Annotated in this window: 22 protein-coding genes and 1 riboswitch; of the genes, 9 read left to right on the forward strand and 13 right to left on the reverse strand. The window is 57.6% G+C overall.

Annotation, left to right across the window (positions count from 1 at the left end; genetic code table 11):
* Positions 1-4: 4 nt before the first annotated feature.
* Entirely contained in the window at positions 5-1,075 is a 1,071-nt protein-coding gene (dhaK, locus tag H0S68_RS21350) for a dihydroxyacetone kinase subunit DhaK (RefSeq protein WP_041415710.1), read from the reverse strand.
* Positions 1,076-1,127: 52 nt separating this feature from the next.
* Positions 1,128-2,234: a glycerol dehydrogenase gene (locus tag H0S68_RS21355; RefSeq protein ID WP_046372598.1), complete on the reverse strand. Its 1,107-nt coding sequence runs from the start codon at positions 2,232-2,234 to the stop codon at positions 1,128-1,130.
* 352 nt (positions 2,235-2,586) lie between these two features.
* On the opposite strand from H0S68_RS21355, the gene H0S68_RS21360 reads away from it, so the two are divergent.
* From H0S68_RS21360 to H0S68_RS21375, 4 genes are all read left to right on the forward strand, one after another.
* Positions 2,587-3,255 carry a DUF1190 family protein gene (locus H0S68_RS21360; RefSeq protein WP_020828697.1) on the forward strand — a complete coding sequence of 223 codons (669 nt, stop codon included), beginning with the start codon at positions 2,587-2,589 and terminating at the stop codon, positions 3,253-3,255.
* Between the two features lie 3 nt (positions 3,256-3,258).
* Positions 3,259-4,419: a glutathionylspermidine synthase family protein gene (locus H0S68_RS21365; RefSeq protein ID WP_020828698.1), complete on the forward strand. Its 1,161-nt coding sequence runs from the start codon at positions 3,259-3,261 to the stop codon at positions 4,417-4,419.
* Positions 4,420-4,542: 123 nt separating this feature from the next.
* On the forward strand, positions 4,543-5,106 hold the full coding sequence (locus H0S68_RS21370) for a glucose-6-phosphate isomerase family protein (protein ID WP_217331592.1): 564 nt from the start codon (positions 4,543-4,545) through the stop codon (positions 5,104-5,106).
* A complete protein-coding gene (locus H0S68_RS21375; RefSeq protein WP_046372596.1) occupies positions 5,099-5,881 on the forward strand; it encodes a glucose-6-phosphate isomerase family protein in 783 nt (260 codons plus the stop codon). The genes H0S68_RS21370 and H0S68_RS21375 overlap by 8 nt, the downstream gene beginning before the upstream one ends.
* A 93-nt stretch (positions 5,882-5,974) precedes the next feature.
* Here H0S68_RS21375 and H0S68_RS21380 read toward each other — a convergent pair whose 3' ends face one another.
* Genes H0S68_RS21380 through H0S68_RS21400 form a run of 5 tightly spaced genes read right to left on the reverse strand, consistent with a single transcriptional unit; the run spans position 5,975 to position 10,326 of the window.
* The gene (locus tag H0S68_RS21380) at positions 5,975-6,796 is read right to left on the reverse strand and encodes a PTS system mannose/fructose/sorbose family transporter subunit IID (protein WP_020828701.1); all 822 of its coding nucleotides are present in this window, start codon (positions 6,794-6,796) and stop codon (positions 5,975-5,977) included.
* The gene (locus H0S68_RS21385; protein WP_020828702.1) at positions 6,796-7,596 is read right to left on the reverse strand and encodes a PTS mannose/fructose/sorbose/N-acetylgalactosamine transporter subunit IIC; all 801 of its coding nucleotides are present in this window, start codon (positions 7,594-7,596) and stop codon (positions 6,796-6,798) included. The genes H0S68_RS21380 and H0S68_RS21385 overlap by 1 nt, the downstream gene beginning before the upstream one ends.
* 22 nt (positions 7,597-7,618) lie before the next feature.
* Positions 7,619-8,113: a PTS system mannose/fructose/N-acetylgalactosamine-transporter subunit IIB gene (locus H0S68_RS21390; protein ID WP_410529009.1), complete on the reverse strand. Its 495-nt coding sequence runs from the start codon at positions 8,111-8,113 to the stop codon at positions 7,619-7,621.
* A 9-nt stretch (positions 8,114-8,122) separates the two neighbouring features.
* On the reverse strand, positions 8,123-8,551 hold the full coding sequence (locus H0S68_RS21395) for a PTS sugar transporter subunit IIA (RefSeq protein WP_020828704.1): 429 nt from the start codon (positions 8,549-8,551) through the stop codon (positions 8,123-8,125).
* Between the two features lie 5 nt (positions 8,552-8,556).
* Positions 8,557-10,326, reverse strand: a complete 1,770-nt coding sequence (locus H0S68_RS21400) for a class I mannose-6-phosphate isomerase (protein WP_400826850.1) — start codon at positions 10,324-10,326, stop codon at positions 8,557-8,559.
* A gap of 215 nt (positions 10,327-10,541) precedes the next feature.
* Here H0S68_RS21400 and H0S68_RS21405 point away from each other — a divergent pair, with 215 nt between their 5' ends.
* Positions 10,542-11,567 (forward strand): LacI family DNA-binding transcriptional regulator, encoded by a 1,026-nt coding sequence (locus H0S68_RS21405; RefSeq protein ID WP_044553550.1) that lies wholly within the window; start codon positions 10,542-10,544, stop codon positions 11,565-11,567.
* Positions 11,568-11,583: 16 nt separating this feature from the next.
* Here H0S68_RS21405 and ygiD read toward each other — a convergent pair whose 3' ends face one another.
* Positions 11,584-12,366, reverse strand: a complete 783-nt coding sequence (gene ygiD, locus H0S68_RS21410; RefSeq protein ID WP_020828707.1) for a 4,5-DOPA dioxygenase extradiol — start codon at positions 12,364-12,366, stop codon at positions 11,584-11,586.
* A gap of 206 nt (positions 12,367-12,572) precedes the next feature.
* On the opposite strand from ygiD, the gene zupT reads away from it, so the two are divergent.
* The gene (zupT, locus tag H0S68_RS21415) at positions 12,573-13,340 is read left to right on the forward strand and encodes a zinc transporter ZupT (protein ID WP_020828708.1); all 768 of its coding nucleotides are present in this window, start codon (positions 12,573-12,575) and stop codon (positions 13,338-13,340) included.
* Positions 13,341-13,406: 66 nt separating this feature from the next.
* Here the strand turns inward: zupT and ribB are convergent, their stop codons facing one another.
* Positions 13,407-14,060, reverse strand: coding sequence for a 3,4-dihydroxy-2-butanone-4-phosphate synthase (gene ribB / locus H0S68_RS21420; RefSeq protein ID WP_020828709.1), 654 nt, complete (start codon positions 14,058-14,060; stop codon positions 13,407-13,409).
* A 110-nt stretch (positions 14,061-14,170) separates the two neighbouring features.
* A riboswitch (FMN riboswitch) is annotated at positions 14,171-14,332 on the reverse strand.
* A gap of 145 nt (positions 14,333-14,477) precedes the next feature.
* On the opposite strand from ribB, the gene ubiK reads away from it, so the two are divergent.
* Complete coding sequence (gene ubiK / locus H0S68_RS21425) at positions 14,478-14,756, forward strand: ubiquinone biosynthesis accessory factor UbiK (RefSeq protein WP_006328184.1); 279 nt, start codon at positions 14,478-14,480, stop codon at positions 14,754-14,756.
* Positions 14,757-14,784: 28 nt separating this feature from the next.
* Here ubiK and yjeH read toward each other — a convergent pair whose 3' ends face one another.
* The 4 genes from yjeH to H0S68_RS21445 form a co-directional block, all read right to left on the reverse strand.
* Positions 14,785-16,038, reverse strand: coding sequence for an L-methionine/branched-chain amino acid transporter (gene yjeH / locus H0S68_RS21430; RefSeq protein WP_128864572.1), 1,254 nt, complete (start codon positions 16,036-16,038; stop codon positions 14,785-14,787).
* A gap of 111 nt (positions 16,039-16,149) precedes the next feature.
* The gene (gene hldE, locus H0S68_RS21435) at positions 16,150-17,580 is read right to left on the reverse strand and encodes a bifunctional D-glycero-beta-D-manno-heptose-7-phosphate kinase/D-glycero-beta-D-manno-heptose 1-phosphate adenylyltransferase HldE (RefSeq protein ID WP_020828712.1); all 1,431 of its coding nucleotides are present in this window, start codon (positions 17,578-17,580) and stop codon (positions 16,150-16,152) included.
* A 93-nt stretch (positions 17,581-17,673) separates the two neighbouring features.
* Complete coding sequence (glnE, locus tag H0S68_RS21440; protein WP_410529010.1) at positions 17,674-20,511, reverse strand: bifunctional [glutamate--ammonia ligase]-adenylyl-L-tyrosine phosphorylase/[glutamate--ammonia-ligase] adenylyltransferase; 2,838 nt, start codon at positions 20,509-20,511, stop codon at positions 17,674-17,676.
* A gap of 45 nt (positions 20,512-20,556) precedes the next feature.
* Positions 20,557-21,864 (reverse strand): inorganic triphosphatase, encoded by a 1,308-nt coding sequence (locus tag H0S68_RS21445; RefSeq protein WP_048759828.1) that lies wholly within the window; start codon positions 21,862-21,864, stop codon positions 20,557-20,559.
* Between the two features lie 280 nt (positions 21,865-22,144).
* Between H0S68_RS21445 and H0S68_RS21450 the strand changes: the two genes are divergently transcribed.
* Positions 22,145-22,765, forward strand: coding sequence for a TIGR04211 family SH3 domain-containing protein (locus H0S68_RS21450; protein WP_020828715.1), 621 nt, complete (start codon positions 22,145-22,147; stop codon positions 22,763-22,765).
* Between the two features lie 123 nt (positions 22,766-22,888).
* Positions 22,889-24,133 carry a multifunctional CCA addition/repair protein gene (locus tag H0S68_RS21455; RefSeq protein WP_129941647.1) on the forward strand — a complete coding sequence of 415 codons (1,245 nt, stop codon included), beginning with the start codon at positions 22,889-22,891 and terminating at the stop codon, positions 24,131-24,133.
* Positions 24,134-24,169 lie beyond the last annotated feature (36 nt).

A 24,169-nucleotide genomic window follows, 5' to 3' on the forward strand; every position in this document is an offset into this window, starting at 1 on the left:
CTCCTCAGCAACCCCAACGCAGCGCAGGCGTTTTCACCGGCGCATCCCACAGCGACAACAACTCGTCATCCACCTTCAGCAGCGTGATTGAAACCCCTTGCATGTCCAGCGACGTGCAGTAAGAACCGATCAGGCTGCGTTCGACGATCAAGCCTGCTTCTGCGCAACGTTCCGCCAGACGGTGATAGACGCCATACAGCTCGGACAGAGGCGTCGCACCCAGGTTATTCACCAATGCAATCACGCGATCGCCGCGCGTCAGCGGCTGCTTGGTTTGCGCTTCATCACGCCATTCCCCCTGCTGACGATCCCAAACGCGGAGGGTGCGCTGGTAATGGCCATGGTCTATCAGGGTATGAAACATGTCGTCCACCGCCGCATTGAGGGTGGTAAACGGACGCCGCGCAATGCCCGGCTCGCCGTGAATGCCGACGCCAAACTCCATCTCGTTTTCCGCCAGCACGAACGAGGGCTTGCCGGCGGCCGGTACGGTACAGGCCCCCAACGCAATACCGATCGAATGCCCGTGATTGTTGATGCTGTGGCCCAGCGTCACCAGGCTATCCAGATCGTCGCCGCGCGCCGCTGCCGCACCGAGCAATTTTTCCATCAGCACGGTATTGGCCACCCCGCGACGTCCGGCGGTGAACAGGCTGTCTTTGACCGCCACGTCATCGTCCACCAGCACCGTCGCCACCTGGACGCCGCTGTCATGCAGCAGCTCGGTGGCGGTTTCAAAGTTCAGCACGTCGCCGGTATAGTTTTTTATTAGCAGCAACACCCCGGCACCACCGTCGATCGCCTGGCCGCACTCGTACATTTTGTCCGGCGTTGGCGAGGTGAAAATTTCGCCCGGGCAGGCGCCGTCGAGCATGCCTTCGCCGACAAAGCCGCAGTGCATCGGCTCATGGCCGCTGCCGCCGCCGGACAGGATCGCCACTTTGCCCGCGACCGGCGCGTCGGCGCGAGTGACGAACACCGGTTCCTGATGCACCAACAGCTCCGGGTGCGCCTCTGCCAGCCCCAGCAGTTGCTCTTCCAGTACCGACTCCACCTTATTAATCAGTTTCTTCACGGTTATTTCCTCGTTTGGCCCACGGGACGCAGCCTGCTGCGCCCCTGCGGCATCAGCTTGAGTGTCGTTGCAGCCAGGCATTGCCCAGCCGATCTGCCGTCAGAATGGCCGCCTGAACGCTGGCCGGCGTGACCTTGAACGGCATGTTGTGGATAGTTTCGCCGGCAGCGCAGCTGGCTTCGGCAACCGCCATGATTTTCTCTGCCGCATCGCCGCTAACCCCCATTTGCGCCAGCGTGATCGGCAAACCGAGCTGCTGACAGAAATCCAGCACCGTTTCGATCTGCTCCATGCTGCTGTTTTGCAGCACCAGCTGCGACAGCGTGCCAAAAGCCACTTTCTCGCCGTGGTACAGATGATGGCACTCTTCGAGCACGGTAAAGCCGTTGTGGATGGCATGCGCTCCCGCCAATCCGCTGCTTTCAAAGCCGATGCCGCTCAGGTAGGTATTGGCCTCGATAATGCGTTCGACCGCCTCCGTCACCACTCCGGCCTCGACCGCCAGCTTGGCTTTGACGCCCTCCGCCAACAGCGTCTCATAACACAAGCGCGCCAGACTGAGGGCTGCCAGCGTCGATTTGCCGCCCGCCATACTGGTGGCTTGCGCATCGAAACACGCCTGCGCCTCAAAATAAGTCGACAGCGCATCGCCCATGCCTGCCACCAGCAGCCGCACCGGGGCCTTGGCGATAATTGCACTGTCCATCACCACCATGTCGGGATTGCGTGGGTAAATCAGGTATTCGGCAAATTCGCCCTGTTCGGTATAAATCACTGATAACGCGCTGGTCGGCGCATCGGTAGAGGCGATGGTCGGGATCAGCACCACCGGCAGATGCTGGTAATACGCAATCGCTTTGGCGGTATCCAGCGTTTTGCCACCGCCGATGCCAATCACTCCGCGACAGCCGTGAGCCTTGAGCTCCCGGCCGAGCCGGTCGATTTCCTTATGGCAGCATTCGCCGTTGAACACGCAGGCATGGTGCTTCACCCCGTGCTGCTGCAGGCTGCCCATCAGGGTATCGCCCGCCAGCTTCATCACGAAGTCGTCGGCAATCACGAAATAATGGTCAGCAAGGTTTTTGGCGTATTCGCCCACGGCGGCCAATGCGTTGGCGCCCTGAATGTACTTGCCTGGAGACTGGATGATTCTCAACATAACCGGATCCTTGTAGGGAAATTGGCGATGGTAACGTTCAGATATCAGGTGATGCTGCGTCGGTCTTGTGCCGCCGCGTTGTTATGGACTGACTATAGGGCTTGCCGCTCGCTTTGCGATCTCGGGATTTTTCGTTTCATTATGGAACATTACTTTCCCCTTCACGTTCCATAATGAAACCCTGACGCCGCTTTTTTAGTCAGTAAAGCGAGCTGGCGCACAGCCCAACGTATAACTGCGTAAAGAGTGGATTCTGTGGGCGTTTCAGCTTTAATTTTGACCATCTTTCCCCTATTCTTACGGCCACTACTGGGAAAGGGCGAAAACAGCCCGACTGATGGGATTACTAACGATGAAACGGACAAAAAACATCAACCAAGAGACGTTCCGCAAATCCTGGCGCAACTACCGTGTTGCCCCCGTGGCTTTGGCGATCAGCGCAGTCTTTATGCTGGCCGGCTGCGAGAAGAGCGATGAAACTGTCTCCATGTATCAGAATGCCGACGACTGTTCGCGCAACAACCCTTCCATGAGCGAGCAGTGCACCACCGCCTATAACAACGCCCTGAAAGAAGCCGAGAAAACGGCGCCGAAATACGCAACCCGCGAAGACTGCGTCGCCGAGTTCGGCGAAGCTCAATGTACTCAGGCACCTGCTCCGGCCCAGGCCGGCATGGCCGCAGAGTCGCAGAGCAGCGGCAGCTTCTGGATGCCGCTGATGGCCGGTTACATGATGGGCCGCATGATGGGCGGCTCCGGTTTTGCTCAGCAACCGCTGTTCACCTCGAAAAATGCAGCCAGCCCGGCAAACGGCAAGTTTGTTGACGCCAGTGGCAAGAGCTACGGCCCAGCCACCGCAGGCGGCCGCACCATGACGGTGCCGAAAACCGCGATGGCGCCAAAACCGGCAGTGACCAATACCGTCACCCGCGGTGGCTTCGGTGAATCCGTGGCCAAGCAAACCAGCATGCAGCGCAGCAGCGCAACGTCCAATTCCGGCTCACGCAGCATGGGCGGTTAATGCATGAAACGCGTTGCGATTACCGAGCGTCCGGACTGGCGCGAAAAAGCCACCGAATTTGGCTTCCGCTTCCACACCATGTACGGCGAACCCTACTGGTGTGAGGATGCCTATTACCAATTCACGCTGGCGCAGATTGAAGAAATTGAAAACGCTACCGCTGAATTGCACCAGATGTGCCTGCAGGTGGTAGAGAAAGTGGTCAGCAGCGACGCGCTGATGACCAAGTTCCGCATCCCGAAACACACCTGGGAATTTGTGCGCAGTTCATGGCGCACCAACCAGCCTTCGCTGTATTCGCGTCTCGATCTGGCCTACGACGGCGTTAACCCGCCCAAGCTGCTGGAGAACAACGCCGATACGCCAACTTCGCTGTATGAAGCAGCCTTTTTCCAATGGCTGTGGCTGGAAGATCAGATCAATGCGGGCAACCTTAGCCCGGAATCCGATCAGTACAACAGCCTGCAGGAAAAGCTGATCGAGCGTTTCGCCGATCTGAAAGCGCACCACGGTTTTGGCCTGCTGCATATGGCCTGTTGCCAGGACAGCGAAGAAGATCGCGGGACAGTGCAGTATCTGCAAGATTGCGCGCTGGAAGCAGGCGTGCCGACCGAATTCCTGTTTATGGAAGAGATTGGCCTGGGTGAAAAAGGCCAGTTTACCGACCTGCAGAACCAGGTCATCGGTAACCTGTTCAAGCTTTATCCGTGGGAGTTCATGCTGCGCGAGATGTTTTCCACCAAGCTGGAAGACGCCGGCGTACGCTGGCTGGAGCCGGCATGGAAAAGCATCATTTCCAACAAGGCACTGCTGCCGATGCTGTGGGAAATGTTCCCGGATCATCCAAATCTGCTGGCGGCCTACTTTGCAGAAGACGAGCACCCGCAGCTTGACCACTACGTCACCAAGCCGCTGTTCTCACGCGAAGGCGCCAATATCCAGATCGTGCAGAACGGCCAGCAGGTCGCGAGCGTCGATGGCCCTTACGGCGAAGAAGGCATGATCGTGCAGCAGTTCCACCCGCTGCCCCAGTTCGAAGGCAGCTATACGCTGATCGGCAGTTGGCTGGTGGACGATCAACCCTGCGGTATCGGCCTGCGCGAAGATCGTGAACTGATCACCCAGGATCTGTCGCGTTTCTATCCGCATATCATTCTCGGCTAACGGCTCAGTTCTTGGGTAAAAAGCGCGATCTTATCGCGCTTTTTTTATGCATTTCGCCTGGTGATTAATCGATTAACCTTCTATACTCGAAGCGTCTGTTCTCCTCGGGCGGAGCAACCAGATATGAAACTGACGTCCATGATCCCACCGCAGGTCAACCTGGCGGACGGATGCTTTACCGCACCTGATGTTCAACGCAAATCCACGACGCTGGGCAGCCTGGCGGGGATCTTTGCCGATGCCGTGGCCTGGCAAAGCTTATCGGCGGAGCTTGCCGTCTATCAGGTTGAAATGCTGCCTTCCGTGCAGCAGGAAGGCGAGCTGTTTGTCGGCACAACTCATCTGCAACCTGGCCGGGTGGGCGACGAATTCTTTATGACCCGCGGGCATATTCACCAGCGGCCAGAACAGGCCGAGTTCTATTTTGGCCTACGGGGCCAAGGTTTGCTGTTGCTGCAACACCAGGACGGCGCTTGTACGCTGGAACAGGTTTCCCCCGGTAGCGTTCATCATATCCCCTCCTTTACTGCCCACCGTTTGATCAATACCGGCAATGACGTGCTCTCTGCGCTGGCGGTGTGGCCAACGGTCGCCGGCCACAACTACGATGCGTTGCAGCCTCAGGGTTTCAAGCTGCGGGTCTTTGCCGATGGCGATGGCTGGAAGGCGGAGGCGCAATATGAGTGACTCAATGCTGCGATTTGGGCTTGATGTCCGTATTAGCGACAGCCCGATGGGATTTGGCTATGGCAATGACGTGATTGGCCCCTTGCCGGAGATACGCACGCTGGAGCAAATCCGCCGTTCCCTGCGCGACCCTGACTGCCAGGGACCAGAGCAGGTTTATGCCATCGCGATGGACGTCGCGAAACAGCAACATTTGGCCGAATTGAAGAAACGCATGCTGTTGTTCGGTATTGTCACCTATGCCCAAGGGCAATTGGGCCAAGAGCCGATACGCAGCCAGGGACACGTACACCGTATCAGCGCGCACAGCGGTTGGTCACCACCGGAGTTGTATGAAATCTGGCAGGGAAAGGCGATCATTTACATGCAGGAACGGGTGGAATATGAACCGGGCCGCTGCTTCGCCGTCCACGCCGGACCCGGCGAGAAAGTGCTGGTGCCGCCGGGTTGGGCCCACGCCACGATTTCTGCCGATCCTCACCAGCCGCTGACCTTCGCTGCCTGGTGCGATCGTGAATATGGCTTTGAATACGATGCCGTGCGTGAATACAAAGGACTGGCGTGGTACCCGCTATTGCAGGGCGACAATATAATCTGGCAACAGAACCCACGTTATCAATCCGGCCGGCTGCACGCCATCGGCCCACGCCAATACCATGAATTCGGTCTGAGTGATGCCCCGCTCTACTCGCAGTTTGAAACCGATCCGGCGCGCTTCCAGTTCATTTCCAAACCGGGCAGCGTAGCGGAAAAATGGCAGCGGTTTGAGCCCTAAAGACTACTGTCTAATTCAATAATAGGAAATTTCTACCCTATGAGTTTCAAGCTGCAGCCAGGCGCCTGGCTGCAGCTTGAAGGGCGACGGGTATCAGGAGAACAAGCCGCAGGCCACCCCTGCCGCTGCCAGGGCCAACAGCCCCAACATCGCTTTCACCGGTGACAATCCCCGCTTGGCCATCAGATACCAGGTCATCAGCACCACGATCAGCGGCATCAGGTTAGGGAAAATGCCGTCCAGCATTTGCTGCAGGTGAATATTCACCCCGTCTTTGGTGATGAACTCCAGGCCGGTGCCCAGTTTGACGTAGCTCGCGGCTACGCCGCCCATAACGAACACTCCCAGCAGGGAAAGCGCTTCTCGCAGGCGTGAGGACTTGCTGCTGACCAGCATTTCCACCGAGCCGGAGCCCATATGGTAGCCCTTCATAAACAGCCAGTAAGACCCGGGAATGACGATCAGGCTGAACGCCATAATGTAGAATAACGGGCCAATCACGCTGCCGCCGGCAGCCAGCGCCATACCGATGCTCAACAAAATGGGCAGCAACATGCCCGGCACCATGGAGTCGCCGATACCGGCCACCGGCCCCATCAGGCCGACCTTGAGCGTATTGATGGTTTCACCGTCGATCGGCTCGCCGTTGGCACGTTTTTCTTCCAGCCCTATCACCATGCCGTTAACAATCGCGCCCAGCTGCGGCTCGGTGTTATAGAACGAAGTATGGCGGCGAATGGCCTCAATGCGCTGTTGTTTTTCCGGATACAGCTTTTTCAGCGCCGGCATCATGCTCAGGCAGAAACCGTAAGATTCCAGACGTTCAAAGCTCATCGACGACAGGTTGTACATCATCCAACTGCGCCAGCAACGACGCAGGTCCTGCTTATTCAATTTTGGTGTTGGCGTATCCATCAGAATTCATCCTCATCGTCAGCCTGAGGCGCGGCCTGTGCGGCAGCCGCCTGCGGCTCTGGCTTATAGTTGTAGTGAATCAATGCCAGCAGCGCGCCGACAATCACCAGCGCCACCATATTCAGCTTGAGGAAAACAATGCAGATGAACCCCACCAGGAAGTAAATCAGCATGCTGTAGCTTTTAATAATCTGCTTAAGAAGAATGGCGATACCGACCGCAGGCAGAATGCCGCCGACCACGTTCATGGTAGTCAGCACCAGCGTCGGCAAGCTGTCCATAAAGGCGTTGATATAGCGCGCCCCGAAAAAGACGGCGATAAACGTCGGTACAAAGCGCAGCAGGAAGTTGGTGACCTGCGGCCAGATGGCGCTGTTAAGGTAAATGCCCTGTTCGTCCCCGCGCTCCACCGCCAGATCCGCGCGGTGGTTCCAGTAGGAATTGAGTACCATCATGGCATTGAACAGCACGGTGCCCATGATGCCGATAGTCGCTGCCAGGGCGACGGCCACCTCGGGCCCCTTACCGGAAAGAATGCCCAGCGCAATCGCCGGGAATGCTACAAAATTGAGGTCGGCCGGCATCGATCCGCCCGGTGTAACCATGGCGATATAAACCGCCTGTACCGCCACACCAATGATGATGCCGGTCTGTACATCGCCGAGGATAGCCCCCACCAACATGCCGGAGACCAGCGGACGGCTGAGAATATACCAGCCTCCGGTCAGTCCCAGCAGCCAGGGGCTGCTCAGCGCGCCGAGATAGCAAAGTATCCCGATAAGCGTCGCTTCAAACCACATAGTTCACTCCCGCCGTTCAGGCTTATTTGAGTTTCTTTTTTGCATCCAGCCAGCTGAAATGGCTGGCGTCCGGGACTAAACGGAATTCGATGGAATGGCCGTGTTCGGTCAGGAAATCGAAGGCTTCCGACTCTGTTACCGTCACGGATTGATTCGGGCCGATAGTCACCGTGTCTTTGCGGGCAGACATCGGGCCGACGTTGATTTTCTTGTTGCGATTGCTGAGGTCGATTCCTGCTTCCATCAGCCGTCGCAGCGTGACCGGCGATTTGCCAATCACGAAGTACTGCTTGTCGCTGGCGATCACCTTCGGCAGTTTTTCTATCGCCTGCTGTACGGTGAACAGCCATACCTTGGTGTCCTGCACTGCCCCTTTCATCACCGATGACAACAGCGGATCTGCCGCGACCTCATCATCAATCGCCACGATGCCGTCGCAGGGCAGCTCTTTCGCCCAGCGGGTCACCAGTTGACCGTGAATGACCCGGTCGTCGATACGTACGAATGAAATAGCCATACTCTCTCCTCAGAAATCGTCCATTTGCGCCGTCACCGCCGGACGGGCAAGCGCAATCGCCTCACCGCCCTGCGCCACCAGCTCCTGTGCCGCCAGTTGAACATCCTTTCCTTCCAGCAATTCGGCACTCATCAGCAACATCGGGAAATTCACGCCGGTCACTACCGCCATCGGCACTGGCGCATTGGGATCAAAGGCGTGACGACAGGCCACGTTGTACGGCGTACCGCACAGCATGTCGCACAGTATCAACACACCGTCAGCCCCTGCGCTCACCCGACGCAGTTCGTCGGCAAAGTCCCGCTTAAAAGCCTCGATGCCGGCGCCTTCACTCAGACCGACATGACTGGTCCCCGGCAACTCGCCGTAAACCATGCGCGCGCTGCTCAGTAACGCCTCGGCCAGCGGCCCATGAGAAGTCACAATCACTTTCAACATAATGTTTATCCCCTTACCCAGGCTTTGATGGTGCCCAGGGTTTTACCCAGGCTGCGGCCATGTGGGCTGATGCGATACGCCCCGACCGCAGCCGGGACGATGAAGGTTTCCGCGTAATGCACCACAAAGGGAGCGAAATGGCCCTCAGGGCTTTCAACCACTGCCTCTTCTCCTTCCACCAGGTTCAGCACGTTCACTCGCCCTTCGGTATGGTGTAATACCGGTTCACTGAACCAGTGACGGCGGGTTTCGATAAATTCGCGCTCGTGCAGGCCGGTTCGCTCTTCCTGCCAGCCTTGCCCTTCAGCAACCGGTTCAACGTGGTTAACCAGATGCTCCGTTGCCCAGTCGGTGTCGCATTGCCAGTTGATCACCTGCTCACCGTGCTGCAAATGCACCGGACGCGGCAGGCCATCTAATCCCACACGGCCCCAGTCCCACAGTTTGAAGGTGAAAATGTACGGCGTAGCGCTGATCTCCAGCACCATGGTACCCGCACCTGAGCAGTGCACCGTCCCAGCCGGGATCAGGAAGTGATCGTGTTTACGCGCCGGGAAGCGGTTCACAAAACGGCAATCGTCGAACGCCTTTTCACCCCTTTGGGCGGCCGCCAGATCGGCCATCATCGCCTGCGGATCGGTACCGTTTTTCATCCCCAGATACACTTCGGCTCCCTGCTCTGCCGCCAGAATGTAATAGCTTTCATCCTGGGTGTAATGCATGCCGAAATGCTGTTGGATGTATTCCGTCAGCGGGTGCACCTGGAAGCTGAGGTTTTGCCCGTCGACGGTATCCAGCAGGTCAAAACGGATCGGGAATTCGGCGCCGAAACGGGCGTGTACGCGCTCGCCCAGCAGGGGCCTCGGGTATAACAGCACCAAATCCTGTGAGGGGATCTCGACCCGAACGTCACCAAAACGCATTAGCAGGCTGTTTTCCTCGGGCACGCAGTCAAAACACCACGCGTAGTTGGCTGCCGTCGGGTCGAGATCGAACTGTTGTTTCATCCATTGACCGCCCCAAATACCGGGGTCAAAAAAGGGCACGACGCGGAATGGACGTTGGGTGACCTGCTGCAATCCAGCGTGGAATGCCTCGCCACTCACGGCCTTGGGCTTACCTGCCTGGTTGGTGTCCAACACCAGGTCAGCACGCTGCAACAACGGGGTTTTATGGCGATCGAACACCCGCCATTCCACAAAAAAGGCCCGCTTGTAACGACGCAACACGTCTTCGTCCACATTGGTGACGCCCCAGTTGCCCAGTTCACCACGGCGAAAACGCTGCTGGATTTCCCAGCGAGCCATGTCGGCATACACCAGCACATCGCCCTCGGCGATCAACGCCGCGCCCGGTCCATAAATCACTACCAGGCCACTGTCGACGCTCGCAATTTGATCGCGCAGCTGCTGCACGCGCTCATCATCAAAAAATTCAGGTAGTTGATGGCATGACAGCACGCCAAAAACGCGGTCATCGGTTAAGTTGCGTTCAATCATCGCGTGAATATGCGATTCATCATATTTGGCCAATTCGGCGTTGATACTGCTGGCTGGCTTCAGCGGATGGATAAGATTCTCGCTCAGTTCTGCCAAATTCACCCCAGGGTAGCAATCCACCACCAACAGGGTTTTACATAACCCGACGGCGGCAACCTTGCGGCTGACTGCCTCGACCACCGCCGGCCAACCTTGCCAGGCGGCATGATCAAAGCCCTGAACCGCCACTTCCGGGTGTTTGTCATAGCTTGTTGCGTTGCGCTGTTGCTCTGTCATATCCTTCTGCCTATGCACTGAATAGATAGAAAAAGATTAATCGATTAACCCCACAACAAACAGGCTGATTAACGAGATTAACCTCATATAACGGATAATAACCCGCTAAAAAGCTTATAAATCGCGATCGTCGTCACACTCTATTTAACGAAATCACACAGAAAAAGGTTAATCGATATACCTTGATGTAAAAGCCAGTATCGACAGGAGATGAAATGAGCACCATAACCTTGGCGGATGTCGCCGCATACGCAAAAGTCTCCACCGCTACGGTTTCGATGGTATTGCGCAACCGTGGCCGCATATCGGATGAAACACGCAAGCGTGTGCTGAGCGCCATCGATCATCTGGGCTACGTTTACAATCAGACCGCGGCAAACCTGCGCAATCGCAGCAGCAATCAGGTCGGCCTGCTGCTACATGACATCACCAACCCTTTTTACGCCGAGATGACCGCCGGGTTGAGTCAGGAAATGGAACGCCATCAACTGATGCTGTTTCTGGCCAACAGCGAAGAATCGGCCGACAGGCAACAAAAATTTGTCGACTCGCTGCTGCAAAACAGCGCCAGCGGTATGGTGCTGTGTGCCGCCCGACAAACGCCGAGCCTGTTTTTTGAAACGCTGAAACGCCGCAAGATCCCGGCCATCATGGTGGTCAGGCCGGTGGCTGATGCGCACTTTGACTTTGTCGGCACAGATAACTTCCTTGGCACACAGTTGGCAACCCAGCATCTGTTGGATCTTGGCCATCGCAATATTGCTTTCATCGGAGGATCCATCAACTCCACCACCCGCGCGCAGCGGTTGGGGGGTTACACCAGCAAGCTGCTGGAACGGGGGATTGTGGTCAAGGGCGAATGGATCGTCGACAGCGAGGCCAGCCAAAGCTCCGGCGCCAAGGCTGCAGAGCAGTTGCTGATGGCCCATCCGGAAATCACGGCGGCGTTATGCTATCAGGACATTGTCGCGTTGGGTGTGATGCAGACATTACGCAAACTCGAGCGCCAGATTGGCCGTGATTTCGCGCTGATAGGGTTTGATGATATTACCGAAGCGTCGCTGGTGCAGCCGGGTTTGACCACCGTATCGGTGGCCTCCCGCGAGATCGGCCGCAAGGCGGGGGAACTGCTGTATAGCCGCATTCAAGGCAATGATGAACCGCCAAAACGCATCATCCTGCCGCCTTCGCTGGTGATCCGCCAATCCTGCGGCTTTGCCGATCAATCTACGCCAGCCTGAGGCCGGCGTAGAGCCTTTAGCCAACCTGCACCGACAGCATACTCAGTGCGCTCATCTCGATGCCCTCCACCGGAAGGGTTATCGCCTCTTTGCCGTCCCAACTGCCCAGTACGTATAACAGCGGCAGGTAGTGTTCCGGCGTCGGGTTAGACAGCGCTGCGCCTTCGTGCTGCATAAAATTGACCAGCGGGTGGTTATCTCCCTGATAATTCAGGTTATCACGCACAAACCGGTCAAACGAAGTGGCCCACGGATAAGGGGTGGCGTCCCCCTGCCATTTTACCATCCGCAGGTTATGCACCACGTTGCCGCTGGCGACGATCATCACCCCCTGGTCACGCAACACCGCCAGTTTACGGCCCAGTTCATAATGGTATTCCGCCGGTTTGGTGCCGTCGATGCTGAGCTGCACGATCGGAATATCCGCCTCGGGATACATTTTAATCAACACGCCCCAGGTGCCGTGGTCCAGGCCCCATTCGCTGTCGTCTGCCGTGACAGTAATCGGCGCCAACACTTGCTGGATCTGCGCCGCCAGCTCAGGGGATCCTGGCGCCGGATACCGGGTATCGAACAGCGCCTGCGGGAAACCGCCAAAGTCATGGATGGTTCTTGGTTTTTCCATCGCGGTCACCGCGGTGCCACGGGTGTACCAGTGAGCAGAAACGGCAATGATGGCCTTCGGGCGCGGCAGCGTTTCACCCAGATGACGCCAGGCCTGGGTATAGCGGTTTTCTTCCAGCGCGTTCATCGGGCTACCGTGGCCGAGAAAAAGTGCAGGCATACGAGAGCTGTTCATACAAGATCCTTGGTCAGTCGCAAACATGATGGGGACTAGACTACGCCGTTTGCCACGGCGACACAGCCGGATAACCGTGATGATGATCTTCAATAAATTTGAACGGTTAAAACGATAGAAACAATCAGCCAAATCCACTCGATTTATGCCTTTACTCTGTTAGTATCAGAAAATAAACGATAATTTCAGCATAAAAGGAGACAACCATGTCCGTACCGCTGCTCCTGACCTTGCTGGCCGGCGGCGCCACCTTTGTCGGCGCCCTGTTCGGCATTATTGGCCAGAAGCCTTCCAACCGAATGCTGGCTTTTGCTCTTGGATTTGCCGCTGGGATTATGCTGCTGATATCGCTGATGGAAATGCTGCCCGCGGCGCTGCACACCGTCGGCATGTCGCCGATGATGGGTTACGGCATGTTCATGCTTGGGCTGCTGGGGTATTTCGCGCTGGACCGCATGCTGCCGCACCAGCACCCGCAGGATCTGATGCAGCAACCGCTGAAACCGCACAACCTGAAGCGCACCGCGGTGCTGTTGACGCTGGGCATCAGCCTGCACAACTTCCCGGAAGGCATCGCTACCTTCGTCACCGCCAGCGCCGACCTGGAACTGGGCATGGGCATTGCGCTGGCCGTGGCTATCCACAATATTCCTGAAGGTCTGGCGGTGGCTGGCCCGGTATATGCCGCAACCGGCTCCAAGACCAAAGCCCTGCTGTGGTCCGGTATATCCGGCATGGCGGAGATTCTCGGCGGCGTATTGGCGTTCCTGCTGCTTGGCCCGATGATTTCACCGGTGGTAATGGCGTCGATTATGGCGGCGGTTGCCGGCATCATGGTGGCGCTGTCGGTTGATGAACTGATGCCGTTGGCGAAAGAAATCGATCCGCACAATAACCCGAGCTACGGCGTGCTGTGTGGGATGGCGGTGATGGGATTCAGCCTGACGCTGTTGCAAAGCGGCGGCATAGGTTAACGGTTTTCAGCCACAAAAAAAGCCGCATTACGCGGCTTTTTTCATCGTCAGAAAGTCAGTTCGTTATCAGCTGGCTTTCTTTTCGTGAGCCTGGCGGTAAGCCACCAGATCTTCGATGGTCAATACGGTCATATCATGCTGTTTGGCAAACACGATCACTTCCGGCGCATGCGCCATGCTGCCATCGTCGTTAGTCAGTTCACACAGCACACCGGCAGGTTTGAAACCGGCCATAGAGACCAGATCGATAGTCGCTTCAGTGTGACCACGACGGCTCAGCACGCCACCTGGCTGCGCGCGCAGCGGGAAAACGTGCCCAGGACGATTCAGATCGCTTGGCTTGGCGTTATCGGCCACGGCCGCACGGATAGTGGTCAGGCGATCGGAAGCGGACACGCCGGTGGTCACGCCCTGCGCCGCTTCGATAGTCACGGTGAAGGCCGTCTGGAACTGGCTGGAGTTGTTGGTCACCATCATCGGCAGTTCGAGCTGCTGACGACGTTCTTCGGTGAGACACAGACACACAATACCGCTGCCGTGGCGAATGGTCAGTGCCATCTGCTCAACGGTCATGGTTTCTGCGGCGAAGATCATATCACCTTCGTTTTCACGATTTTCATCATCGAGCACCATTACACCGCGGCCATTGCGCAATGCTTCAATAGCTCGCTCTACGCGTTCTACCGGCGTGCCGAAATCTGAAAGTAGGGTCTGATTCATGGTAAAAAACCTCATTAAAAAATTATGGATTACCAGAACCAGGGCGATCTTGAGGAGTAGCTAGCAATAGCTAAAAAAATAACGCAAGCGGGCGCAAACCCGGCAGATACCGTTACTCTCTCCCATCCGGACTATAACCGTCGGCCCCGGAATTACACCGGATCTGCTGACCTCTAACCAAGCTGCAAGAGACTGGCTGAGCGCTCGCGGGCTTTCACCGTAGAAGGTGATTTACCGCCGGTGGGGACTTGCACCCCGCCCTGAGAATAAGCTTCTCGACTATAACGCTAATGATTAATCAGGGCAATTGGCAAAAGCACAATTCGGCCAATCACAGGGAATGCGGTTATTAGTTTATCCGGCGGGCAACTCGCATTACACTAGACGACAGCTATTAAACTCTGAAAGGGATACGCCATGATTGACCCGAAAAAAATTGAACAGATCGCACGCCAGGTGCATGAATCCATGCCTAAAGGCGTACGTGAATTCGGGGAAGACGTTGAGAAAAAAATCCGTCAGGTGCTGCAGTCGCAGCTTACCCGTCTGGATTTGGTCAACCGCGAAGAGTTCGACGTTCAGACACAGGTGCTGCTGCGCACCCGTGAAAAGCTGGCGTTGCTGGAACAACGCATGAACGAGTTGGAAAGCAAGCTGAACGCAGCACCAGCCGCACAACAGCCAGACGCAGAATAGTTACCGCTAAGGGCGCGGCATCGCGCCCTTACTGCCGTTTTAACGCCGCCTTCGGCCTGCGCGGCAACACCAGCCAAATCAACGCGAACATCCCCAGCGCATACAGGCTTTTCCAGCCGATAATGACCATCAGCAGCAAACACAGCCCCAGCCCTACCGCCGCCATTAACCGCGAACGTCCGTGCAAAATTCGACAGCCCGCCAGCATACACAGCAGGTAGATCAGCACAAAGATGCCATTGGCATACACCAACAGCATATCCAACGGCAGTTTCAGCGTATAAATCAGCAGGGTAAACAGCAGGCAACAGCCCACCACCGCGCTTAATGCATTGACCGGTGCCTGTCCGGCGGACAGTTTAGCCAACGCGCTGGCTGGCCGATCCTGCGCCTGCGACCACACCAGCCGGGCGAAGCTTTGGGTATAGATATTCACGCTGGCAAAGCAAGCCAGATAACCTATGACGCAGGCTACCCACAACGCATGTTGCCCAAACAGTTGCACCACGATACCCGGCAACGACGCGGCCGCCGCCTGATGTTCACCGTACGCGTGAAAGTGCAACACCGCCACGGTACAACCCCAGTACACCGCCCCGGCGACCAGCAGGCCAAACAGCAGGGCACGCGGGAAATCGCGCTCAGGGTTGCGGAACTCGGTTGCCAGATGCGCAAAGGCTTCCAAACCGACAAAGCACCAGAACATCACCGCCAACGCGTGAAACAAATTAGGGGGAGATATTTCGTCGAGTGCTGGCCAGGGGATTTGAGCAGGAGAGATGCCGCCACGCCACCAAATTGCGGCGACCAGCGCCACCACCAGCATGGCGATCAGCGTTTGAATATTGGCGCTGGAACCGGCGCTGCGCGTGCCCAGCAGCCAAATCACCATCAGCGTGGCTATTTGCACCAGCAGCAGGCCATTGGCGTTCCAGCCGAACGCGGCCTGCCAAAAACCGGCGGCTATCTGTAACGCCGCAGGCAGGCCCACCGGGATCACCGACAAAAACAGCCAGCCGGTCACTTTTGCCATACGCGGGCCAAAAGCCAGACCGACAAAATGCGCGGCACCACCGGCGCTGGGGAAATGCCGGCCCAGAGCAGCAAAAGCGATGGCAATAGGGAACACCAGCGCAATCAATACCGGCCAGGCCCAAAGGCTATCGCCCTGCGCCACCTGGGCCGCCAGCGCAGGAACGGCGAACACCCCCGTTCCCAGCAATGAAGTGGACAATAGCCCAACGCCCTGCGCCAAACTCAATTCCTGCTTCAGTCCACTCACTGCCACCGCCGTTTTATCCGCCATACTTCAAGTTGCATCCGCGTCGGCTGCTTTTACTCACCCGATTACCGCCTTGATACCACTCGAATTATTTAGGCTAAAAAGAGTCTGTTAGCCACGCCCGTCTTTGATTGCCTTGATAATATTGGTGGTCGACAGGCCGTCTTCAAAGTTCAGCACCTTGACGTCGCCGCCGTTGGCCCAAACCTCGGCGCTGCCGGCAATATCTTCAGGTTTGTAGTCGCCGCCTTTCACCAGCAGATCCGGCAGGATATCGGCGATCAGGCGTTGCGGCGTGTCTTCTTCGAATGCCACAACCCAGTCCACCGCTTCCAACGCACCCAATACGATCATGCGGTTTTCCAGCGCGTTGACCGGACGGGTCTCGCCTTTCAGGCGCTTGGTGGAAGCGTCGCTGTTGACCGCCACAATCAGGCGGTCGCCCAGTTTGCGGGCATTCGCCAGATAGGAAACGTGACCGGCATGCAGAATGTCGAAGATACCGTTGGTCATCACCACTTTTTCACCGCGCTGACGTGCTTGCGCCACGGCGGTTTTCAACTGGGCTTCGGTCATGACGCCAAAGCCGGTTTCGGCACGGCCACGCACCGCATTTTCCAGCTCGATCGGGGAAACGGTAGAGGTCCCCAGTTTGCCCACCACCACGCCGGCAGCGGCATTGGCCAGGAAACAGGACTCTTCCAAGGTGTTACCGGCAGCCAACGCGGCGGCCAGCACGCCAATCACGGTATCGCCGGCGCCGGTAACGTCAAACACTTCCTGCGCCTGGGTTGGCAGGTGCAGTGGCGGAACGCCCAATTGCAGCAACGTCATGCCGTGTTCGGAACGGGTGACCAGCAGCGCGGAGAGCTCAAAGTCCGCCACTAGCTTCATGCCGCGTTCGACCAGCTCGGCTTCGTCTTTGCAGTGCCCCACGACCGCTTCGAATTCAGACAGGTTTGGCGTCAGCAGCGTCGCGCCGCGATAGCGCTCAAAATCGGAACCCTTTGGATCGATCAGCACCGGCACCTTGGCGGCCCGCGCCAGTTGGATCATGCTCTGTACCTGGCTCAGCGCGCCTTTGGCGTAGTCAGACAACACCAGCGCACCAATTTGCGGCAGCGCCTGCTGGATGCGTTCCAGCATGGGTTGCGAATCGACGTTGGAGAACCCTTCTTCGAAGTCGAGACGGATCAGTTGCTGGTTGCGTGACAGCACGCGCAGCTTGGTGATGGTCGGATGCGTCGGTACCGAAACGAAATCACAGCGCACGTTCACTTCGTTCAGCTTGGCGCTCAGTGCACGCGCCGCGTCATCAATACCGGTCAAGCCCACCAGGCGTGAGTTGGCACCCAGCGAAGCGATATTCATCGCCACGTTTGCTGCACCGCCGGGACGCTCTTCAATGGTTTCAACCTTGACCACCGGCACCGGCGCTTCCGGTGAAATACGGCTGGTCGGCCCATACCAATAGCGATCCAACATGACGTCACCCACCACCAATACCCCGGCGCGGCGAAAATCAGGCAGTGTAACTTTCATCCGATAACTCCAAAAAAGTACAAAATTTTAGTGGCGCAGATATTACCACAGACGTCTGTAATAGCTGCAAAACGTATTGCGCAACCGGCCTGCCTAACCCAGCCACTTCGCCCAACTGGTGCGAACCTGTTCACGCTTGGCGGCAAATTGCCCCTTGGCGACCTTGCCGGAATGCTCCTGCAACGCCAGGTGGTGAATTTCATCGCGCATGGTGACGTAGGCCTGAGTGAGCGCCTGCGCCTCTTCTTCCGGCATGATGCCGTAATTGGCCATCAACTCGAAAATGCGTACGTTATCAGACCAACGCGTCAGACGGGGCTCGGTGCTTGCATAGCTTAAGACCAGATACTGGGCAATAAATTCGATATCGGTGATACCGCCCTCGTCGGCTTTGATATCAAAGAGTTCACGCTGCTTGTTGCCGAGGTGATTGCGCATTTTCTCGCGCATCTCGCGTACCTCCAGCCGCAGCGTTTCGCCGTCGCGTGGTTTGCACAAGATCTCACGGCGGATCGCGTCAAACTGCTGATGCAGCGCCGGATCGCCATGGACGATACGCGCCCGCACCAGTGCCTGGTGCTCCCAGGTCCAGGCCTCGTTCTGCTGATAATCGGCAAAGGCTTCAACCGTGCTGACCAACATGCCTGCTGCGCCCGAAGGCCGCAGGCGAGCGTCCACCTCGTACAAAATGCCGGAGGAGGTGCGGGTACTGAACAGGTGCATGACGCGCTGCGCCAAACGCAGATAAAACTGACGGCCGTCGATGCAGCGATCGCCGTCGGTCATCACGTCCGGTGGACAATCCAGAATAAACACCAGATCAAGATCGGAACTGTAGCCCAGCTCCCAACCGCCCAGTTTTCCGTAGCCAATCACGGCAAAACCGCGCCCTTCCCGCTCCTGCAAATGGGTCGGTTGACCATAGCGCGCCACCATGTCGTTCCACGCTTGCTGCACCACCGCATCGATAATGGCCTCGGCCAGATAGGTGAGGTGATCGCTCACTTTCATCACCGGCAGCGCCCCAGAGATATCCCCGGCGGCGATGCGTAACTGCTGCGCCTGTTTAAACTGACGCAATGCCTCAAGTTTCTGCTCTTCGTCATCTTCCGGTACCCGCAACAGGTACTGGCGCAGTTCGCTGCGGTAAGCGTCCGGGGCCACCGGCTGATACAGCGTCGCCGGATCCAGCAGTTCGTCCAGCAACAGCGGATAGCGCGACAGCTGGTTGGCGACCATCGGCGAAGCGGCGCACAGGCGAATCAGATGGCTGAGCGCAGCGTGGTATTCCACCAGCAGCTCAAGGTAGGTGGTACGCGTTACGATGCTCAACAGCAGCTGGGTCAACCGCAGCAGCGCCGTCGGCGCATCCTGACGCGGACACACTTCCGCCAGCAGACGCGGCATCAATTGATCAAGCACATCGCGACCGCGCGGGCCGATAGTGCGTTTGTCGACGTCGTGACGAAACTCGGCGATGGTACGCAACATCTGCCTGCGCGCTTCTTCATCCAGATGTGGCGTCAACGGCGCCAGTTCGTGTTCTTCCAGTGCATCCTGCCACAGGCTGTGGTAGTGCTGATAATCGGGATCTTCGCCCACATCGGGGCTATCGTCGCCAATCAGGTCGTTAAATACCGCTCTGACCGCCTGCATATGCTCGTCCAGCGCCGCGAGCAGCGTCGACCAGTCGTCGAACCCCATGCCCCAGGCCAAACGGGCCTGATCGAGCTCATCTTGTGGCAGCGTCTGCGTTTGTTGGTCGGCAATGGCCTGCAGCAGGTTTTCCAGCCGGCGCAGGAACAAGTAGCTGGCGCTCATCGCCTGTACCTGCTGCGGCTCCAGCAACCCCAGTTCCCCCACCGCCTGCAGCGTGGGCAGCAGCGATCGCCCCTGCAGCGCCGGCTCTCGCCCGCCGCGGATCAATTGGAATACCTGAGTGATAAATTCAATTTCGCGGATGCCGCCGGCACCCAGCTTGATGTTGTCTTTCAGCCCACGCCGCCGCACTTCGCGGGCAATCATGCCTTTCATATTGCGCAGCGACTGGATCACACTGAAATCGATATAGCGACGGAAAACGAACGGCCGCAGGGTTTTGCGCAACTCTTCGCTGTAGGCGTCTTCCGAACCGCCCATCAGCCGCGCTTTCACCATCGCGTAACGTTCCCAGTCGCGCCCCTGCTCCTGGTAATAGTCCTCCAGGGCGGCGAAGCTCATGACCAGCGGACCACTGTCGCCGAAGGGCCGCAGCCGCATATCCACACGATAAACAAAGCCGTCGATGGTTTGCTGATCCAGCGCCTTGATCAGCCGCTGCCCCAGACGGGTAAAGAACTGCGCGTTATCCAACTCGCGCCGTCCTCCCTGGGTCTGACCGTTTTCCGGGTAGGCAAAAATCAGGTCTATATCGGACGAGAAGTTCAGCTCGCCGCCGCCCAGTTTCCCCATGCCGAGGATCAGCAACGGCTGGGGTACGCCCTGGGCGTTGCACGGGGTGCCCCACTCACGGCAGCAGGTTTGATACAGCCAGTCGCGAGCGCTGACGATCAGCGTTTCCGCCAGCCCGCTCAGCTGCAACAGCGTCTCTTGCGTGCTGCACAGATTCTGCGCTTGCGCCCAGGCGATCCTCACCAGCGTCTCGCGGCGGAACAGACGTAACGCGCGCATCAGTTGCGCTTCGTCGCGCACATCTTCCAGCGTGTCTTGCAACCAGGCGGCGTAATGTTGCCACTCGTCCGCGACCGGTGGCTGTTTGCGCAACGTCTCCAGCCATTGCGGCTGACTGAGCAACATGTCGCAGACAAAATCGCTCGACGCCAAAACCCGCTGTTCCTGGCTGCTGAGCACGCAGTCCGCGCCCTGAGTTTCCTGAAAACGCTGCACGATGCTCTGTGCCTGAACCTGTAACCTGCTCGAGAGTGGCAACATAGTGAAGGATCCGTTCTGCGGCCTGCGCCTCGCAGGCCAGCTTTATTAGCGGAGCGCGCCGTTTAACCAGAATGGCGCATGCGATAAGGCCTGCTTGCGGCTGGATTCGTACCAGCCTTGACGACGTTCGGCCAGCGCCTGCTGCAGTTCGCGCCAGCTTTCGATATAAGGACCGGTTTCGTCATCGGGATAAGCACCGGACAGCAGGATAAATGCCGACACCTGACGGGTCAGGCGCGGCAGCTGTTCCTCGTATTCATCCTCGTTCAACGTGCGCGTGAAGGCCTCTTTCAACTCGGCCGCGCTGCGTCCCAGCATAATGTCGCTGAAACGTTTGAATGAACCGTCGAGCTTGGTTTGCGCCTTGGCGTCGATAAAGGGTTTCCAGGCGCCGGTCACCAACCATGATGTGAGCGCTAACTTACATTGCAGGTATTCTGCGCTGTAACACAACACCTGCGGCTGAGTGCTCTTATCAATCAACAGCGGCTCCAGTGCAGTCAGGCGGGCGCGCAGATCGGCGCTGGCTTTGCGTGGTACCAGACCACCGAAGATCACCAGTGCCTGACGGATCAGCGCAATCGCCTCCATAACCGAGCGACGGGCCTGGGTATCACCGCGCAGCCACAGCTCTTCGTGATACTGCCAGTGGCTCAGGCCCAGTTCGAAGCTGGCAACCATACCCTGTTCTACGCTGGATTTGGCCGCAGGCTTCAATACCGCCAGCGGGCGGCGCTCACGCGGAGCATTGCCCTGCGCCAGATGATAGCCGCGCGCCGCTTTGCTCAGGTTGCCCTGACGCAGGCCGCCGTGCATCGCCAATTCGTTGGCCAGCGCCAGCAGATCGTCGGTATTACCCGTTTTAAGCTCCAGCTCAATCTCGCACAGCGCTTCACTCAGCTCACCAGCGCTGACCTCGCCCTGGTCAAGCCCAACCTCAATCTCGCTCTTACCGTAAGTGACCACCCACTTCTCACGCACGAAGTCGGTGCGGAACAGGGGCTGCAAAGCCTGCTGCAGCGCGTCGACATCACAGCCTTGCGGCCAGATATCCGCCGGGAACCGTTCCAACGCCAGCTCCGGCGTGGTGATCGCCACATTATATTCCGGGCGCTGATGCAAACCCGCCACCACCTTACCGGCGGTTTTGATGGTCATTTCATAACTGTCGTCGAAGCCGCGGATACGCAGCCCCATATCCTGACTGCGCAGGAAATTATCGGCGGTTTCGAAGTAGATATTGGTCAGTTTTTGCGGCGCGGAATGCTGATGAGGCCAGGCAGCCAACTGCTGCGGCAAAGCGGCAACCGCATCCGGGGTAGCAATAAATTTGAGTTCTATTTCAACGGTCATAAGTCTTTTACACCAATAAGTTACGCATTCGCGTCAGCCTTCACGGCGGCGGGCCTCGCCTGCCGCGCTCTGCCCGATGACGCACAGTTGCCGTTATCTTACCGCGATTCCCTGCACCTTAACCCTGCTAACTGCAGAAAAAACCTGTTACGTTATAAAACACTGCGCAACTCACAGAATCTGCCACAGTAAGATAGTTCTCATTCCGGTTTTTGCGTTGCGTCGTCAGACTGAACGCTCTACTATCGTTCCCATAAATTCACACAGAAACGATGAACTAATGCAGAAATTACGCCTAATTTGCCTTGCCGTGCTGAGCTTCAGCATCACTTGGGGCGCCCATGCCGAAGATAAACGCTATATCTCCGATGAATTGAATACTTACGTCCATAGCGGCCCGGGTAATCAGTACCGTATCGTCGGTACCCTGAACGCCGGTGAAGAAGTCACCCTGTTGAGCGTAAATGACAGCACCAACTATGGCCAGATCCGCGATGCGAAAGGCCGCACGACCTGGATCCCGCTCAATCAGCTGAGCCAGACGCCAAGCCTGCGCACCCAAGTGCCGGCGCTGGAGCAACAGGTAAAAACCCTGACCGACAAGCTGGCCAACATCGACAACAGCTGGAACCAGCGCACGGCAGAAATGCAGCAGAAAGTGGCCGGCAGCGACAGCACCATCAGCGGTCTGCAGCAGGAAAACCAGGATCTGAAAAATCAGCTGGTGGTCGCACAGAAAAAGGTTAACGCGGTTAATCTGCAGCTCGATGACAAACAGCGCACCATTATCCTGCAGTGGTTCATGTACGGCGGTGGCGTAGCCGGCGTAGGCCTGCTGCTTGGCTTGTTGTTGCCACACCTGATCCCGCGGCGCAAAAGCAACAACCGCTGGATGAACTGATTTCAGTCTCCTTCTGTTTGAGATCGGGCGCCTGCGGGGCGCCCTTTTTATTGGCTGCGGCACCGCCCGGCTAATTGAGGTAATCTGGTCAGCAGAGCCTTAAGATAAATTCAGGAGTTAACAGTGAAGACTTACCTGGTCGGCGGCGCCGTCCGCGACAGCCTGCTTGAGATACCGGTATTCGACCGCGACTGGGTGGTGGTGGGCGCCGCGCCGTCAGAGCTGATCGCGCTGGGATATCAACAGGTCGGTAAAGACTTCCCGGTGTTTCTTAATCCCAAGACCCATGAAGAATATGCGCTGGCGCGCACCGAGCGGAAATCCGGCCAGGGCTATACCGGTTTTACCTGTTACGCCGCGCCGGACGTGACGTTGGAACAAGATCTGCAGCGCCGGGATCTGACCATCAACGCCATCGCCCGCAGCGCCGACGGGGAGTTAATCGATCCTTTCAACGGCGTGGCCGACCTGCAAGCGCGGGTGTTACGCCATGTATCTGACGCTTTTGGTGAAGATCCGTTGCGCGTGCTGCGCGTGGCGCGCTTTGCCGCCCGCTTCGCTCATCTGGGTTTTACCGTCGCCCCGGAAACCGCGGAGTTGATGCGTCAGATGGCGAACAGCGGCGAACTGGCGGCGCTGACCCCGGAACGGGTCTGGAAAGAAACCGAGAAGGCGCTGCAGAGCCAAAGCCCGCAGGTCTATTTCCAGGTGCTGCGCGACTGCGAGGCGCTCAGCGTACTGTTCCCGGAGATCGATGCTTTATTCGGCGTACCGGCCCCCGCTAAATGGCATCCGGAGATCGATACCGGCATTCACACGTTAATGACGCTGGCTATTGCCGCCCAACTCAGCCCCGAGGTCGACGTGCGCTTTTCGGCGCTGTGCCATGATTTGGGTAAAGGGCAGACACCAAAAGAGCTGTGGCCGCACCACCACGGCCACGGGCCTGCCGGTGTTGTGCTGGTAGAGGCCTTGTGTCAGCGGTTGCGTGTCCCCAACCCGGTACGCGACCTGGCCAAACTGGTGGCCGAGTATCACGACCTGATCCACACCGTTAACAAACTGCGCCCGGAAACCCTGTTGAAACTGTTTGATGCGGTCGATGTCTGGCGCAAGCCTCAGCGGTTGGAGCAGATGATCCTCACCAGCGAAGCCGATGCTCGCGGCCGTACCGGATTTGAAAACAATCCCTACCCGCAGGGTGACTATCTGCGCCAGGCGTTTCAGGTGGCGAATGCCGTCTCGGTAAAAGAAGTGGTGGCCAGCGGCCTGCAAGGGCTGGCGATCCGCGATGAGCTCAAACGCCGTCGTCAACAGGCGTTGGCCGACTGGAAACAAACCCAGGATATTCTGAAAGACCAGGCATAAAAAAACCCCGCAGCGCGGGGTTTTTAATTGGCATGC

Origin of the sequence: Serratia sp. AXJ-M, from assembly GCF_046531865.1 — a bacterium.
Lineage (GTDB): Bacteria > Pseudomonadota > Gammaproteobacteria > Enterobacterales > Enterobacteriaceae > Serratia > Serratia liquefaciens.

Excerpts from the sequence above, each read along its gene's own strand:
- H0S68_RS21375 (WP_046372596.1), top strand. The coding sequence starts at position 5,099 with ATGAGTGACTCAATGCTGCGATTTGGGCTTGATGTCCGTATTAGCGAC.
- hldE (WP_020828712.1), bottom strand. The coding sequence starts at position 17,580 with ATGAAAGTTACACTGCCTGATTTTCGCCGCGCCGGGGTATTGGTGGTG.
- ribB (WP_020828709.1), bottom strand. The coding sequence starts at position 14,060 with ATGAATCAGACCCTACTTTCAGATTTCGGCACGCCGGTAGAACGCGTA.
- H0S68_RS21360 (WP_020828697.1), top strand. The coding sequence starts at position 2,587 with ATGAAACGGACAAAAAACATCAACCAAGAGACGTTCCGCAAATCCTGG.
- zupT (WP_020828708.1), top strand. The coding sequence starts at position 12,573 with ATGTCCGTACCGCTGCTCCTGACCTTGCTGGCCGGCGGCGCCACCTTT.
- H0S68_RS21400 (WP_400826850.1), bottom strand. The coding sequence starts at position 10,326 with ATGACAGAGCAACAGCGCAACGCAACAAGCTATGACAAACACCCGGAA.
- H0S68_RS21355 (WP_046372598.1), bottom strand. The coding sequence starts at position 2,234 with ATGTTGAGAATCATCCAGTCTCCAGGCAAGTACATTCAGGGCGCCAAC.
- H0S68_RS21390 (WP_410529009.1), bottom strand. The coding sequence starts at position 8,113 with ATGGCTATTTCATTCGTACGTATCGACGACCGGGTCATTCACGGTCAA.
- H0S68_RS21405 (WP_044553550.1), top strand. The coding sequence starts at position 10,542 with ATGAGCACCATAACCTTGGCGGATGTCGCCGCATACGCAAAAGTCTCC.
- H0S68_RS21445 (WP_048759828.1), bottom strand. The coding sequence starts at position 21,864 with ATGACCGTTGAAATAGAACTCAAATTTATTGCTACCCCGGATGCGGTT.
- H0S68_RS21385 (WP_020828702.1), bottom strand. The coding sequence starts at position 7,596 with ATGTGGTTTGAAGCGACGCTTATCGGGATACTTTGCTATCTCGGCGCG.
- H0S68_RS21370 (WP_217331592.1), top strand. The coding sequence starts at position 4,543 with ATGAAACTGACGTCCATGATCCCACCGCAGGTCAACCTGGCGGACGGA.
- ubiK (WP_006328184.1), top strand. The coding sequence starts at position 14,478 with ATGATTGACCCGAAAAAAATTGAACAGATCGCACGCCAGGTGCATGAA.
- glnE (WP_410529010.1), bottom strand. The coding sequence starts at position 20,511 with ATGTTGCCACTCTCGAGCAGGTTACAGGTTCAGGCACAGAGCATCGTG.
- H0S68_RS21395 (WP_020828704.1), bottom strand. The coding sequence starts at position 8,551 with ATGTTGAAAGTGATTGTGACTTCTCATGGGCCGCTGGCCGAGGCGTTA.
- H0S68_RS21380 (WP_020828701.1), bottom strand. The coding sequence starts at position 6,796 with ATGGATACGCCAACACCAAAATTGAATAAGCAGGACCTGCGTCGTTGC.
- ygiD (WP_020828707.1), bottom strand. The coding sequence starts at position 12,366 with ATGAACAGCTCTCGTATGCCTGCACTTTTTCTCGGCCACGGTAGCCCG.
- H0S68_RS21450 (WP_020828715.1), top strand. The coding sequence starts at position 22,145 with ATGCAGAAATTACGCCTAATTTGCCTTGCCGTGCTGAGCTTCAGCATC.
- H0S68_RS21365 (WP_020828698.1), top strand. The coding sequence starts at position 3,259 with ATGAAACGCGTTGCGATTACCGAGCGTCCGGACTGGCGCGAAAAAGCC.